This window comes from Thermodesulfovibrio sp. 3907-1M (assembly GCF_040450955.1).
GTDB lineage: Bacteria > Nitrospirota > Thermodesulfovibrionia > Thermodesulfovibrionales > Thermodesulfovibrionaceae > Thermodesulfovibrio > Thermodesulfovibrio autotrophicus.
In genome coordinates this window covers 286,611-300,951 of record NZ_CP144373.1, presented here as the reverse complement: position 1 = coordinate 300,951, position 14,341 = coordinate 286,611, and the positions used below count along the sequence as shown (strand labels likewise).

The window sequence follows — 14,341 nt, the reverse complement described above, 5'->3', positions numbered from 1 at the left end:
TTTACAGCTTTTTGAGGTTCATTGGTATTCAGTTCTAAGCTGATGTGCTCTAAAAGTAATTTACAAGTCCCTCTTTAGTAGTTTTTGATAAAAGCGCTGATATGCCTATAATTTTTTTCTGGAAAATTTGCAGGTCTTATCCTTTTATAGTTCCAGACAGATTTATCCATTCTTAGAGAAAAATCAAAATCTTCTGGTAGCCCTTCTCTATCATCTGTAAAGTCAGCCCTGTATAAAAGGGCTTTTTCTATGATTTCTTTTTCTTTGAGCTTTCGTATTTCATTATAAGGCGTTAGAAGTTCGAGTTCTAAAAAATTCACTTTGTTATGGGGGGTAGCCAAGGGAAAGCATAATTTCCCTGTAAAGGGCTTCATCACGAAGAGCAATTTTCAATAAATTCTGCATCCGCTGTTTTTTGAGTTCAAGCCATTTTGTGCCAAGGTGATTTAAATCTGGAGTCATTTTTCTGAATAATATTTATCTATTTCCCAAACTCCCTTCAATTATTTTTATCTCTTCCTCCATTAAATATTTATACACGAGTTTATCAATTTCCCTTCAAATTCTTTGAGTTATGGTCTTGTTTTGTTATTGAGTTAAAGGTCGGATAAGTCGGTCCCAATATCAAATTTATTGCTTCAAGTATATTACTTTTACCGGCACTCACTACTGTCCCAATGTTAAATCAATAAATTCAATTGGTTAGAATTATCATCATCTGAATTAATACTACCATTTTGCGAAAATAGTTGCAAAATGGGCATTTTCTCAAACAGGCTAATGCTCAAAATCTGTAAAATAGTGTAGAGGCTCTGCTGCAACTTCAGTTGCTTTTTAATTATTGCCACAAGGACATATACAGATATTGCTATCCAGATTTGTGTTTTTACAGAATTTTCCGATGTGCCGTAAAAAGCCTTTATCCTTAAATGTTGTTTGATCCATTTAAAGAATAATTCCACCTGCCAGCGACAGCGGTAAAGTTCTGCTATGGTCATTGCAGGTAAAGTGAAATTGTTTGTCAGGAATATAAGGGTCTTGTTATTGTCTGCATCAAAATACTTGATACGCCTTAATCTCCCAGGATAATCCTTATGGGCATAGAAACATTTAAGCAGTATAATCTGGTCGCATCTTACACTTGCCCTTTCATCAACAGGATTTGAATAAAGCTTTTTAAACCTGTTTATTTTTCTTTTTCATCAACTGCTTCCTTTTCAAGTCTTATCTTTAACTAAATTCAACTCTCCAATCTTCTGATGTAAGACCTAAAGTCTCTATCATTTGGATACAAAAATTATAGATATCTTTTGCAGATAAATTTACTTCCATAAAAGCACCATTGATAAGTTCGCGTACTTGACGAAATTGATTTTTATTTCTACCAACAAATCTCGGAAACTGGCGTATTATTTCTTCAAATTTTTCTAGGTCTGATTCTATAATACAATTAATCGTTTTTTCCATTACATCTCTCCAAGATAGGACTTCAAACTGTTTTCTTAAAATGTATAATTTTTTGGGTCTAGTCCCTGTAATATCCTCATTATATTGGGTAAAATTTTCATCTCCAAAATATGGCCATATAGAAATGGCGATTTCTGATAAGTATTGAGCCCTTTTTTCAATATCTTCCTTTTTCCAAGAAGTTATTTCATTAAAATATTTATTCATTTCAAGATGACTATTACCCAAGTATTGTTTTTTTGTTTCAAAATCTGCATTGGAGAGTTCTGGGTTATATGCCGTTAGTGTTAGGTTGCCTATTGTATGAAGCAAAAGTTCATGAGTTATTCCCCAATCTTCTCCTAAGTGCTTTTGCCACCATTCGCTTAATGTTTGGGGCATTATATGTTCAATAGTAAGGTCATCAAACAGCACCTGCTCTTTATGAGCATAATTTTCTTCAATAGACTCAAGAATTAACTTAGCTTTAACTTGTAGGTCTCCACTACCATAAAGTTTCTTATTTACTAATTTCGCTTTAAATTCTGCATCCTTTGGGTAATTTTTACTTTGAAGTATAGTTTTTATGTTACTAAGCAAATCTCCTTCCATCCTTTTTGCCTGAGAATAAAGGGGAGGAAAAATTTTATTAAGTTGATTTGTCGGGATATTACAAATAAATCTCCGAATTATAAAATTTTCAAGGATTTTCAATATCTCTATCAGAGTTTCTTTATTTATTATTCTTTCTTCATATTCTCTAAAAACATTTAATAAGAAAGGATATGCTGTTGTTACTTCAAGTCTATTGAGACGCTTGAGCATTCTTTTTATTTTCAAATCTTCTTCTTTTTCTGGATTAATTAACTTTTCATAATATTTTGAATAAATTGACAGATTTTTGAGATATTCTAATGGATTATTATTTTCAACTTCTTCTTTTAGTGTAAAGTAAATTTCATTTTTTTAACTTGTTTACCATTTTTCATTAAATAATGTCTAATAAACTCTGTTAGATTTTCACTGAGAGAATCTTGCATTGGTTTCCAATATTCTGAATATATTTTTTCTTGGTCATTTATATGGATTTTCATAAGGAAATAGTTACGGATTAAATCAGACTGGGTTAAAGCACGTCCTTTTGCGTTAAGACTCTCAAAAACGAGATGTGGATTATCATCTCTATCAAGGACAATACTAACAACTATTAAATTATTTATAATTAAATTTTTAATTCTTTCTATATCAAAATTATCATTACTCAATTTTCTTTCAAAATATTTATATGCCTTATAAATGTTATGAGAATTATTTATTTCTTCTATCTCATTGTATCCGTATCTGATTAATTTTTCAAAAATATCTCTATCAACATTTGTCGGTAAAAGTTTTAAATAATCAATTCCTTGCTTATATGGATTAGTCAAAAGAGTGTTTGTTATCTCATCAGCAAGCCGGGGCGACTTATCACGTATCAAAGCCAGTATAATAAAAAGTGTTGTAAGTCGTTGTTGTCCATCTATTAAAAGATACTTCGTAACACCTTCAGGGACAGAAGTAGTTGGCATTGTTACTATAGAACCCAAAAAATGAGTACGGGGATTTTCCATTTCGTAAAGTTCCAAAATATCATTCCATAATATTTCCCATTCGTTATTACCCCAGTCATATGAACGTTGAAAAAGTGGAACAACATATTGTTTTGTTCCTTCAAGAATAGGTTGAATTTTTGTTTCAGATGCCTTCATATTTTTTCCCTGCAATTAAATTTTCCACACATCATCTAAAATTTTCTCAATCCTTTTTCTGCTTTTTCTAAAATTTCTATACTTTTTTCATTTCCTTATATAAAACCATAATCCGTAGTCAAAAATAGCACCTCCGTTGGAAAATGGCTTTCAATAATGGATTAAGCAAGCCATAATATATTGTCAAATTCACCAAGGAGGTGCTGCAATGAGTATAACACAGGGCATATTAAAGTTTCAACTGATAACTGAAAAATCCAGAGAGGTAGTTACATCTTTTGCTGGATTACCTCTGGCAATAGAGACGATGAAGGCAATGAAAATACCAAAGCTTATAGCGAAGAATCTCAAGATAAAGAAGAGGGAGACGGGCAAATACAGTGAAAGTGATTATATAGAGAGTCTTCTTAGTTTATTTATCTCTGGAGGAGAATGTATAGATGACATAGAGAGATTAAGGAGTGATGAGGGATTAAAGGAACTTGGATTAAAGTTTCCATCGGCTGAGTCAGCGAGATTTTTTCTTTATGGATTTCACGATGAAGAGATAATAAAGCAAAAGATGGGGCGTATAAAGAAGAGTGCATTTGGTGCCTGAGGAGACTGTTAAACTGAAAGGTCTGGAAAAGATAAAGAAGGCTTATATATTAAGGGCAACCAGAAGGCTTTCACCTCAAATACCAACGATAGATCAGGACACCACGGTAATACCGAGCAACAAAGAGGAGGCACTTCCGACATATCTTAGGCATGATGGATACCAGCCACTTATTAACTACTGGACTGAGGAGGATTTAATATTGGCGGATGAATTCAGGGATGGTAATGTTTCTGCCTCATTTGACTGTTACACATCACTTTATCGTTCAGTAGAGATGCTGCTTGACAGTGTAAGGGAGGTGATGGTTAGGACAGACAGTGCTGGGCTTAACTATGAAGAATTCATAGACAGATTAGAGGAAGGGTTCAAAGTAAAAGGCAGGCATATAAAGGTTTACTATGCAATAAGTTGCGACATGGTAGATGCATTAAAGAAAGAGATAGAGAGACTACCTGATGAAGCATGGAAGCCGTTAAGGAAGATAACGGAGAAGGGACTAGAAGAAGGGCGGAAGGAATGGTCGGAAGTCAAAAACTGCACCTTATAGGTGAAAAATATGGTGATTGCAAAATGTCATTACGGATTATGGTATTAAAAGTATAAAACTTTTCTGAGAATAACTAAATTAAAATGAAAATCAAATTAATTTTTATCACGATTTTTAATTTGGTCTTTTTTGGTTTTAGGTAATTTTTCATATAATTCCTTAATTTTTCTCGGATGGCTTATCATTCGTTCTACAATGAAATTTATAATTCCAAATAACGAAAATACAATCTCTTCATTGTCTCTGATATCTAATACCCCAGGATGAACAGCTTCATTACCTATAATACGTATCGTATCCAAAGCTCTTTATATTTCAGGAGGAAGTCCCTTTTTTACTAAAGTACCAATTGCTTGATTTAGGTTTTTCTCATCTTCACCTAAGTATTTCACAAGTTTTTGAATTGCTAAACGAAGTAAGGCTGCTGCCCCTCTTGGTGAAAACTTTGCTATTTGAGCTGTCTCTTCATAATCTAATCTAACTTCTTTTGGCATGTCAGAATTCGGGAGAGGGAGTAAAACAGCAGAAGAAATAGGATAAACTATTTCTGGTTTCCCTTTCTTTTTATCATTCAACCAAAGCATAAAATTTTTACAGTAATCACAAATTGAAACCCAAATTTCTTCTAATACTGTGACAGGGACTCTCAGGTCGTGAGAATGGGTAAATTCTGGTTTCTGTAATTCTTTTAAATAACGTGTTCCAAGGCATTCTCATTGATGTTTTGTACATATTTTACAATAAGGACATGTAAAGGCGGACTCCATAAAATTAGGAGATACAAATTCCATTATTAATATAATATCACAAAAAATTTTAAAATTGAGCTATTTTGTGTATGGATTGATGATAAAACTAAATTGAAACAAAGAGTTGAAATTAAGAGAAATTTGATAGAGTGCTTTCCCAAACCTTGCTTTTTTTAAAATTTAAACCTAAATATTAAATATCAAAACAAATATCAAAAAAACATTACACCAAAAATTGGAACATGCTCAAATATAATCCGAAAAGACTCAACAACGCTATAGTCTGGTTTGCAAAAAAGCATTTTGAAAAGACAGGAAAATATCCCACACTCACACAGATTTTGAAATATCTTGCTTTTCTTGAATTTGAATCTGTCAAGGAATGGGGTATTCCTGCTTTTGGTTTAAAATTTAAAGCCTACAAACATGGTCCTGTTCCGGAAGAAATTTATTTTAAACTGAAAAATCTCGAATCAACAGATCCTGAACTTTACAAATTGAAAAAACATGATGATCACATTGTAATAATCCCTGTAAAAGAGGCTGATGAAGATCGTTTCTCAGTGTGAGAGATTGAAAAAATGAAGGAACTCATAGAGATTTATGCTGCAGAATGGATTAAAGCTCAGGACTTTTATGAAGCCTCGCATCAGAAAATAAAAGCCTGGAAAAAAGCTTATGAAAGAGGAAAGAGAACAGAAATGTGTTGTATGAAGATGAACTTGAAGATATGACTGAATATTTGAAGGAAATTTTATTTGAGAGGCTTGAGTTTTTCAAAGAAGTAAACCAGATCAATTTCTGATTAGATCATGGTAAATTACATCAACTTGTAAAAAGATAAGAGTATCCTCTTCAGAAAGTAAAAAAAGATAAAATTCTTTTTAAGAGACTAATCAGACTCTTTTACCATAAATATTTCTTATTCTATTAGTTAATCGTTCCTTTAACTCTTCTTTATTTTCATAAAAAATGGTATTAAATTGTTTTATATCAAAAGGCAACTTATCCTTAAAAATTTCATTACATAAAGGAATTATTCCCTTATTTAATCCCGCAGCGTATCCAAATTCAAACATTACATTGAGATTTGGATCCTCTCTACCTTTTTCGGGAGTCAAAACACATATCACAAATCTGCTTTCTTTTATTTCACTCATTATTTTATCTATTATGTAACCAGTGTAATCAATTTTATCTACTCGAATAAGACTGTATCCTAAATTTTCTAAAACATCTTGAATAGTCTGATATATTTCTTGTAGTTCTTTATCGTCCTCTTTAAAAGGCATAGCAACAAAGACTTTATTGGTTTCTAACTCCAGCTCTTTTCTGAGTTCTTCAATTTTTTCATAGCCTTTTGGAGTTATTTGAATATATTCTGGTTTTACAGGAGAATTATTGAAAATGCCTCTTTCAGCTTTTACATATCCTAAAGGTTTAAGTCCATCTTTAATTAGATTAATAACCTCTCCATCAGTGATTGAGTAACTCATGGCAGCTAAATAAGGAATAAGTACCTTATTTAAAACCGTATCAGAAAAATCAAGGCAATTCTTGAACTCGTTCTCGAATAAAATTGATATAGAGTCTTCGTAACTTCTACATAAACTTCTAGGGGATATAGGTTCCATATAATATTCTTCTAGGTTATTTAAAGCTTTAAGTACTCTGTAAAACTTTTCAAAAACACTTGCAGGTTTTCTATAAGTTGCCTGCTGAATTATTTCTCCTACATTAGAACTAGATAAAAGTACTTCGTTTCCATATTCATACATAGAGACAAAACCACTGGTTAGTATTATTGCAGGTGATGTAACGCATTCCAAGCAGTATCATGATTCAAAAGCGCTGATAGATGCTTTACACTTTATACAAGCTCTTGCTGAATACTCAAGTGTATTTGTCTTAATAGGAACTAAAAGTCATGATGGGGGCAATCTCGACTTAATCAAACATGTATCCACCAAGTATCCAGTTTACATAAGCAGCACTCCAGAAGTAGTTTACCTAAGTAAGGCTGGGAAGTTCTCAAAAAGCTATGTAGGTGCAGTGTTGGCTATTGCAAGCTTACCAATACTTGGGAAGAATCCTGATGTCTCTGTTGCTGATGAGTTAAACAAGTTACGTGGTATGATAGATGAAAGTCTAAAATTAGATAGCAGTACTCCGCATCTGTTTGTATCTCATGGAACGGTAGATAAGGCAGTAGTTAACTCAGGAAGCGTATTACCAGAGTTTGACTATACTCAAGAATCCCTTGAAGGGCTTTCAGTTAAGTGGTGTTTATTGGGTCACATACACAGGGCACAGAAAATTGGCAGCAAAATATTTTACGCAGGTAGTCCTATTAGAAGACAGATAGGTGAAGATGAACCAAAAGGTTTCTGGATACACGACCTTAAGAAAGACAGCCACAACTTCGTAGAGCTACCCGTAAGACACATATATCAGATTGAAGTAAGTGAGAACAATATTCCAGAGCTTAGCTATAATCCTGAAGACATTGTAAGGGTGGTGGTGAAGTTAAAAGAGAATGTAAACCAGGATGAACTGTTAAGAGAAGTAGAGCAGCGGTTTAAGGGAGACAACGTAAAGATTCAGAAGATAGTGATGCCTACTCACACTGTAAGGGTAGCAGGAATCTCAAAGAAAACCACACTAATTGAAAAGTGTGAAACACTGATGAAGTCAATAGGAATAGAAATGACTGACTCTCTAAAAAACAAAATAAAGATAGTCGAATTTTGTGATCCAGATGAGATTGAAACCATCGCAAAAAGCAGACTAATCGAGATAACAAAAGATAAACAAGTAGTGATATAATAAAACAACAAAAAACCTAAGGAGGTTTAAAAGTGAAAGAAAAGGAAAACTTAACAGACTTTGGGTTAACAGAACTGGAGCTAGAAATCCTTAAAGAAAATGAGAAGCTTAAATCTGTATTTAAAAAAGCACTTATTGAAGTAGGAGTAGACCCCCAAAAAGTTGAAGAAAACATAGACAAAGTTATAAGTTCTGCTGAAGTATACATAGTTGATGAAGACGGTAACGAAATACCTATTATGATTAACCACTAACCTACCCTAAAAAAAGACAAAAAAAAATCCTGCCCCTGGGGGGTGGGGCAGGACTTTTATTTAAAGAGAGCGGCTATCTCTGCCGCTCTCTTTAAATCCCTTTTAAGGACGAGGTTAGTGAGCCATCTAGGCTCACCAATCTCTCTTTCAACCCGGAGAATTATCTTCTCCGAGTCGAAAAATGTAATATCATAGTCGCCATATCTGGCGACTGTCGCAAAACCTGAAGAAATTGTAAGGCAACTTTGGGTTTATAGATTATTAAACGAATATAACTATCCGAAAGAAAGGATAGATGTTGAAAGGGTGATTTATTTTGGCTCAAGAGATTCTGGTTTAGCAGATATAGTTGTCCTTCAAGAAGACCTTCAGCATCCCTACATAATTTTTGAAATAAAAAGACCTCAAAGAACCGCAGGGTTAGAACAATTAAAGAGTTATTGTAATGCTGAAGGAGCACCGATTGGTATTTGGTCTAATGGAAATGAAACAATAAGGCTTCACCGAGAAGAACCTAATATCTTTGTAGAAATTCCAAGAATACCCAAGGCAGGAGAAACACTAAGAGATATTTTAACTGAAAGATGGACTCTTAGATGGCTTGAAGAGCATGATGAATTAAAGCAAGGTAAAACTACCCTTAAAAAGATACTGCTAGACCTAGAGGAGCTTGTTTTAGGCAATGCAGGAGTAGACCCATTTGAAGAGACTTTTAAGTTAATCTATGCCAAACTCTACGATGAATGGAGAGGGATTAACGACCCATATTATCAGTTAGAATTCTTCGTTGGTGACAGAAGCCCAGAACAAGTAAAAAGAGCAATTGCAAATCTATTAGAAGGAGCAAAGAGAGAATGGCAAGGAATTTTTGAGCCAACAGATAAAATTGAGTTAAGAAATGACCACTTAAAAATTTGCGTTTCCTTTCTTGAAAAAATAAAACTTTTCAATTCTAATCTTCGGATCATTGATGAAGCATTTGAGTATCTAATTCCTCAGGTTTCCAAGAAGAAAGAAGGGCAGTTTTTTACTCCCCGCCCCATTGCAGATATGGCTGTTAAAATGCTTAATCCTAAAGCTGATGAGTTTATTATTGATCCTGCTTGTGGTCCTGCTGGATTCCTTTTACATTCTGTAATGTGGGTTGCAGGAGGCATGATAAGCGGTAAACCTCTACCTGAAAATGCGAGAAACTTTGCTCAAAACAAGATTTATGGAATTGATTTTGCAAAAAAAGCCGTAAAGATAGCCAAAGCAATTAACCTCATTGTAGGGGATGGCAAGTCCCATGTCTATAAAGACAACTCATTAGCGCCTCATACATGGGAAGATGAAACAAAATCAGGTTTAAGAAGCAGGCTCTTAAGATTTCCTAATAATCTTGAAAAAGACAGGGAAAATCAAGAAAAGTTTTTGTACTTTGATTTTGATGTCTTAATAACCAACCCACCATTTGCTGGAACAGTAAAAGAAAGGGATATCTTAAAACTCTATAAACTAGCTGAAAGAAATGGAAAGTGGGAAAACAAAACCGAAAGGCACATTCTCTTTTTAGAGCGTTCTCTCCAATTTATAAGACCTGGTGGAAGAATGGCTATTGTTTTGCCACAAGGCTTACTAAACAATACAAATGCTGAATACATCCGCAGATTTATTATCGATGAGGCAAGAATTTTAGCAGTGGTAGGACTGCATGTCAACACATTCAAACCACATACAGGAACAAAGACAAGCATTTTGTTCTTACAAAAATACACAGATGAAGAAAAAGAGAAGACTCAACAGACAAAGGCAAAATATGAAGGTGAATGGGAAGAATTTTTGAAAAAACTAAAAGAAAAATATCAAGATTTAACCTGGGATAGTTCGGTAGCTGAACAAGAAATTCCTGAAGAACTAAACTCTTTCTTGGAAACCTATTTTGAAAGCAGAGAAGAAATTGAGGAATTACCAGAAGATGTGGCTGAAAGTGAAGAAACAGAAGAGACAGAAGAAGAAAACAGAGGAAAGAAAACCCTTAATGTTTTAGTTCAGGAGAAATCCGAATTAGACGAAGTATTAAGAGAAAAACAAGAGGAGTTAAAAAGTGCAAACCCTGCAAGAAAAGCTGAATTGAGAAAAGAAATAAAGACACTACAAAGTAAGATAAACAAACTCACCAAAGAAATCTCTCAAAGGACTTTAGCAGGACAGATAAGCTTAGTTCTAAATGAGGATAGGATAACATCTGCCTTTAAGAAATACTGGCTTGATGGAAAAGTAATGCAGGAAATAGATTATCCGATTTTCTTTGCTGTTAATGAAAAGCCAGTAAAGGATGAAAGCGGGGACTATAGATACAAGAAAAACCCTGATGGCTCTCTTGTCTTAGATGAATACGGACACCCGGTAATTGATCACGACTTGGACGAAATAGCAGAGGCTTTCATTAAGTTTGCCAAAGAACAGTTAGCAAAAGGCGATAATCATTTTGATTTTTGGAGGTAATATGGCAGTATTTAGCGTTATAAAATTATCAGAACTTGAAGGAGCAAAAAGGATTGATGCAGAGTATTACGACCCAGAGTATTTAGAAGTAAAACAGAAGTTATTAAAGAAAAAATTTGTATATTTCAAAAATCTTGTAAAAGAAATTATTCATCCCAAGGAAATAAAAAGAGAATATGAAGAGGAAAAACAAGATTATCTATTTTTACTTGCCCAAAATGTAAGACCATTAATGTTTGATCTATCAGAAAAAAAGTTTATTTCTGAGGAAAAAGCAAAACTAATGCCTAAAAATTTGTTAGAAAAAGGGGATATACTATTTGTAAGGTCAGGGAATGTAGGAGATTTAACAGTTTATACAGGAGAGCCTAAAAAAATTATTGCTTCTTCAGATTTATTAATAGCAAAACCAACTTTTAAATTCTCTTATTATTTAGGGGTCTTTTTAACTACCAACTATGGACAGAAAATTTTGATAAGAGGAATTTATAGCGGATTACAACCTCATATTGCACCAAGTTATATAAAAACAATACCCATCCCTATATTACCTGAAGAAATAATCAGAAGAACAGAAATACTGTATTTAAAAGCTCAAAATCTTTTAAAACAAAGTGAATCTCTTTACTCCCAAGCCGAAAGCTTGCTTTTAGAAGAACTCGGGCTTAAAGACTTCAAGCCAAGATACAAAAAAACCTATACTGCTAAACTTTCAGATACCTTCTCTGCTTATAGAATAGATGCGGAATATTTCCAGCCTGTGTATGAGGAAATCTTAAGCACTGTTTCTAAAAAACATCGGATAGAATTTTTAAAGAAAATTTTTGATTTTAGACGGGGGATTTTTATATCTACCGATTATTACACAGAAGAAAAAACAAGTAGACCATACATTAGGATAAAAGAACTCACAGGTAAGACAGGTATTGATGAATCTAAAATTATTTACATTAAAGATAACTACCCGATAGATGAAGCTAATAGCCTTCAAGAAAATGATATTGTTATTGCTATAATTGGTGATACTATTGGAAAAACAAACAGAATTTATAAAGAACTTTCTGGTGGTTTTTGTTCAAATAATACAGGCAGATTAAGAATTAAAAAGGAATTAAACAAAGAAATCATCCCGGAGTATGCGGAAATATTGTTTCAATCGGTGATTATCCAAAGCCAAATTGAAAAGAAAAAAACTCAAACAGGGCAACCTAAAATTTCGGATAAAGAAATAAAATCAATACTTATCCCCATTCTTCCCCTCTCAACCCAGCAACAAATCGCCTCATTAGTTCAAAAATCTCACGAGACAAGAAAAAAGGCAAAGGAATTATTAGAGATAGCAAAAAAAGCAATAGAGATTGCTATCGAAAAAAATGAAAAAGAAGCACTGGACTATATTTCCAAATCAGAGGAAAAATAGAAAAGACCCCTATGAGTTAATATTTACACCCTTTGGATTATAGGGAGTAATTAATGAATCTCTACACCCCCCCAACTTTTTCACTTACTTCATACTCCCAATCCCCTGAAGAAGGTGGAATTCTTAACAGCTCTCTCCAATCTGCTTTCCATAAAGTATGTCAAAGAATAACTTAAGCCAAAAGTAATAAAAAGTAATATAAAATAGATAGCAATCTATTCTACTTTTAAGGAGGTTTTCATGCTAAGTTATCAAGTAAAAATCTGTGGTATTCGTTCAGCACACGATCTTAAGGTTGTTTCAGAGGCAAAACCAGATGCTGTTGGCTTTATCGTAGGAGCAAGGCATTTTACCTTAGATGCGGTCAACCCTGACTTTGTAAGGCTTGCCATATCAGTCTTACCAGAAGAAATTGTACCCGTTATGGTAACTCACGTAACAACAGCTAAGGAAGTTCTCAGTCTTGTAGAGCAAACAGGATGTAGTGTTGTTCAACTACATAGCGACATATCTCCTGAAGAAATTTACACTATTATGAAAGTAGCCCCTGAGCTAACACTTATAAAAGCATTTCATGCAAACGTTCCAGGGTCAATTGCTACAATACCGCTTTATACAAGCTTTGTAGATGCTATAATACTTGACACAGCAGCAGACAACAGGGTTGGCGGGACAGGTAAAACACACGACTGGAAAGTAAGTGCAAGAATAAGCATGGGATTAAGCAAGCCAGTTATTCTAGCTGGAGGTCTAAACCCAGATAACATAGAGCTTGCTATACTACAGGTTAATCCTGTAGCAGTAGATGTAAACAGTGGTGTAGAAGATGAAGATGGAAATAAAGATTTTAAAAAAGTAAAAGCATTCATAAAAAATGCAAAGCAGGCATTTGAAAGAATGAATAATGTCAACAACTCTTTAGTAACATCCAGCGTAAGATAAAAAACTAACCTTAGGAGTTAAGCCAGAAACCACTGGCTTAACTCTCACATTTAAAAGCTTTCTTAGCTTTATCTATAGCCTTTGGACAAACTTTTTCAGGTAAAGAATCAATGTAACTCTGTAGGTCTTCCACTTTTAAAACTTTATAACCAAAAGTAGGGCTTTTTATTTCCAGGGTAGCTTTTGGGTTTGTAAACACCACAACTGCATATACAGGAATATCTATTCCATAAGAAGAAAGCAACTCTCTTATCTCCCAGTAATTTTTTGTTACTTGTTTTCCAGGGTTTTTGATAAAACCTTCGTAAGTTCCTTTTTTGCCAGTCTTTACGCAACGCCAACCTGTTCTTTCTTCATAAAGTATAGTTCCTTTGTGATTTTTGACTTCAATAAGAATCACCCCTTTAGGTCCAACGACGATACAGTCTACGTCTCCATTGCTTTGTGTCTGATACCCGTAATAAGCAGTATAGCTGTCAGACAAGATTCGTCTTAAAGTCTGTTTAAGAACATTTTCTCCTTGAGCACCTGATTCAAGCCTGATTTTTCGTGGGTTAACTTTTTGAGAGTTAACAAAAAGCAAAACAGATACTATTAAGCCAACAAGACCAACATGAGTTATAGGAGTAAAAAAAGTAAGAACAGAGACAAAGAATACCAGGGTAGCAATTAGCTTTTTTTGGATACTGCTGTTTTCCAACTTGTTAAGGCTTTCATTGATGAATGATGATAAGACGATTTCTCTCAAGGGATACCCCCTACAACATTTTTTATAAATATTACTCAAAGTAAAAAACGGGGACTCATTAAAAAGGGATTGCAATAAAAAATCCCTGTAATGGATTAATTCCATTACAGGGTTTTAAAAAGTGCGAAAATTAAACAGCTACCTTGAGATAGCTCTGGAAAAGTTTGTTTTGTATTCTTGAAAAATAAATTCGAATTCCTTCAAAACTCTTTCTCTTAACTTTTCCATTGTCTTTCCAACATAGAGGTCATCTGGTTTTAATACCAGCAGTCCGCCTATAGATATTACTAGCCCGTATTGAACTAAAATCTGTCTCAACAAACTTCTTTTTACCTCAGCCTCTCCATCAACTGAGGTAAAAACAAAAAAGATATAACCTTCTTTGATATAACTTTCCATTTTCCCTCCATTAAAAATTTTTTTAACCCCAAAGGGGTTCATTATAAAATTTTTAAACCTTTATACTCTTTTACTTACTTATTTTCTACTTTCTACATAGATATTACTTTTGTCTCTTGACATAATTTATAACATAGAGTAATATTTATATAAGTCAAATACAAATTTACAGGA

The 14,341-nt window shown here is 33.6% G+C and carries 16 protein-coding genes and 1 pseudogene; 9 read left to right on the top strand and 8 right to left on the bottom strand.

Annotation, left to right across the window (positions count from 1 at the left end):
• Nucleotides 1–74 precede the first annotated feature (74 nt).
• The 4 genes and pseudogenes from V4D30_RS01680 to V4D30_RS01665 all read right to left on the bottom strand — a co-directional run bounded on the left by V4D30_RS01680 (nt 75) and on the right by V4D30_RS01665 (nt 3,194).
• A complete protein-coding gene (locus V4D30_RS01680) occupies nt 75–374 on the bottom strand; it encodes a hypothetical protein (protein WP_353684522.1) in 300 nt (99 codons plus the stop codon).
• A gap of 306 nt (nt 375–680) precedes the next feature.
• Nucleotides 681–1,184 (bottom strand): annotated as a pseudogene (locus tag V4D30_RS01675) (transposase); the annotation flags it as partial.
• A gap of 46 nt (nt 1,185–1,230) precedes the next feature.
• Complete coding sequence (locus tag V4D30_RS01670; protein WP_353684521.1) at nt 1,231–2,286, bottom strand: HNH endonuclease family protein; 1,056 nt, start codon at nt 2,284–2,286, stop codon at nt 1,231–1,233.
• A 101-nt stretch (nt 2,287–2,387) separates the two neighbouring features.
• Nucleotides 2,388–3,194, bottom strand: coding sequence for a DUF262 domain-containing protein (locus tag V4D30_RS01665; RefSeq protein ID WP_353684520.1), 807 nt, complete (start codon nt 3,192–3,194; stop codon nt 2,388–2,390).
• 208 nt (nt 3,195–3,402) lie between these two features.
• On the opposite strand from V4D30_RS01665, the gene V4D30_RS01660 reads away from it, so the two are divergent.
• Both V4D30_RS01660 and V4D30_RS01655 read left to right on the top strand, forming a co-directional pair.
• Complete coding sequence (locus V4D30_RS01660) at nt 3,403–3,792, top strand: hypothetical protein (RefSeq protein WP_353684519.1); 390 nt, start codon at nt 3,403–3,405, stop codon at nt 3,790–3,792.
• Nucleotides 3,785–4,342, top strand: a complete 558-nt coding sequence (locus V4D30_RS01655; protein WP_353684518.1) for a hypothetical protein — start codon at nt 3,785–3,787, stop codon at nt 4,340–4,342. The genes V4D30_RS01660 and V4D30_RS01655 overlap by 8 nt, the downstream gene beginning before the upstream one ends.
• A gap of 308 nt (nt 4,343–4,650) precedes the next feature.
• Here V4D30_RS01655 and V4D30_RS01650 read toward each other — a convergent pair whose 3' ends face one another.
• The gene (locus tag V4D30_RS01650) at nt 4,651–4,926 is read right to left on the bottom strand and encodes a DUF4145 domain-containing protein (RefSeq protein WP_353684517.1); all 276 of its coding nucleotides are present in this window, start codon (nt 4,924–4,926) and stop codon (nt 4,651–4,653) included.
• A 407-nt stretch (nt 4,927–5,333) separates the two neighbouring features.
• On the opposite strand from V4D30_RS01650, the gene V4D30_RS01645 reads away from it, so the two are divergent.
• Nucleotides 5,334–5,660 carry a type II toxin-antitoxin system antitoxin SocA domain-containing protein gene (locus tag V4D30_RS01645; RefSeq protein ID WP_353684516.1) on the top strand — a complete coding sequence of 109 codons (327 nt, stop codon included), beginning with the start codon at nt 5,334–5,336 and terminating at the stop codon, nt 5,658–5,660.
• 12 nt (nt 5,661–5,672) lie between these two features.
• Entirely contained in the window at nt 5,673–5,825 is a 153-nt protein-coding gene (locus V4D30_RS01640) for a hypothetical protein (protein WP_353684515.1), read from the top strand.
• Between the two features lie 162 nt (nt 5,826–5,987).
• Here the strand turns inward: V4D30_RS01640 and V4D30_RS01635 are convergent, their stop codons facing one another.
• Nucleotides 5,988–6,869, bottom strand: coding sequence for a TIR domain-containing protein (locus V4D30_RS01635; protein ID WP_353684514.1), 882 nt, complete (start codon nt 6,867–6,869; stop codon nt 5,988–5,990).
• Nucleotides 6,870–7,146: 277 nt separating this feature from the next.
• Here V4D30_RS01635 and V4D30_RS01630 point away from each other — a divergent pair, with 277 nt between their 5' ends.
• The 5 genes from V4D30_RS01630 (at nt 7,147) to V4D30_RS01610 (ending at nt 13,020) form a co-directional block, all read left to right on the top strand.
• Nucleotides 7,147–7,917: a hypothetical protein gene (locus tag V4D30_RS01630; protein ID WP_353684513.1), complete on the top strand. Its 771-nt coding sequence runs from the start codon at nt 7,147–7,149 to the stop codon at nt 7,915–7,917.
• 32 nt (nt 7,918–7,949) lie between these two features.
• The gene (locus tag V4D30_RS01625) at nt 7,950–8,171 is read left to right on the top strand and encodes a hypothetical protein (RefSeq protein WP_353684512.1); all 222 of its coding nucleotides are present in this window, start codon (nt 7,950–7,952) and stop codon (nt 8,169–8,171) included.
• A 204-nt stretch (nt 8,172–8,375) separates the two neighbouring features.
• Nucleotides 8,376–10,658, top strand: coding sequence for an N-6 DNA methylase (locus V4D30_RS01620; RefSeq protein ID WP_353685148.1), 2,283 nt, complete (start codon nt 8,376–8,378; stop codon nt 10,656–10,658).
• 1 nt (nt 10,659) lies between these two features.
• Entirely contained in the window at nt 10,660–12,078 is a 1,419-nt protein-coding gene (locus tag V4D30_RS01615) for a restriction endonuclease subunit S (protein ID WP_353684511.1), read from the top strand.
• Nucleotides 12,079–12,318: 240 nt separating this feature from the next.
• The gene (locus tag V4D30_RS01610) at nt 12,319–13,020 is read left to right on the top strand and encodes a phosphoribosylanthranilate isomerase (RefSeq protein ID WP_353684510.1); all 702 of its coding nucleotides are present in this window, start codon (nt 12,319–12,321) and stop codon (nt 13,018–13,020) included.
• Nucleotides 13,021–13,057: 37 nt separating this feature from the next.
• Here the strand turns inward: V4D30_RS01610 and V4D30_RS01605 are convergent, their stop codons facing one another.
• Nucleotides 13,058–13,768, bottom strand: coding sequence for a nuclease-related domain-containing protein (locus V4D30_RS01605; protein WP_353684509.1), 711 nt, complete (start codon nt 13,766–13,768; stop codon nt 13,058–13,060).
• 138 nt (nt 13,769–13,906) lie between these two features.
• Nucleotides 13,907–14,167: a hypothetical protein gene (locus V4D30_RS01600; protein ID WP_353684508.1), complete on the bottom strand. Its 261-nt coding sequence runs from the start codon at nt 14,165–14,167 to the stop codon at nt 13,907–13,909.
• Between the last annotated feature and the right edge of the window lie 174 nt (nt 14,168–14,341).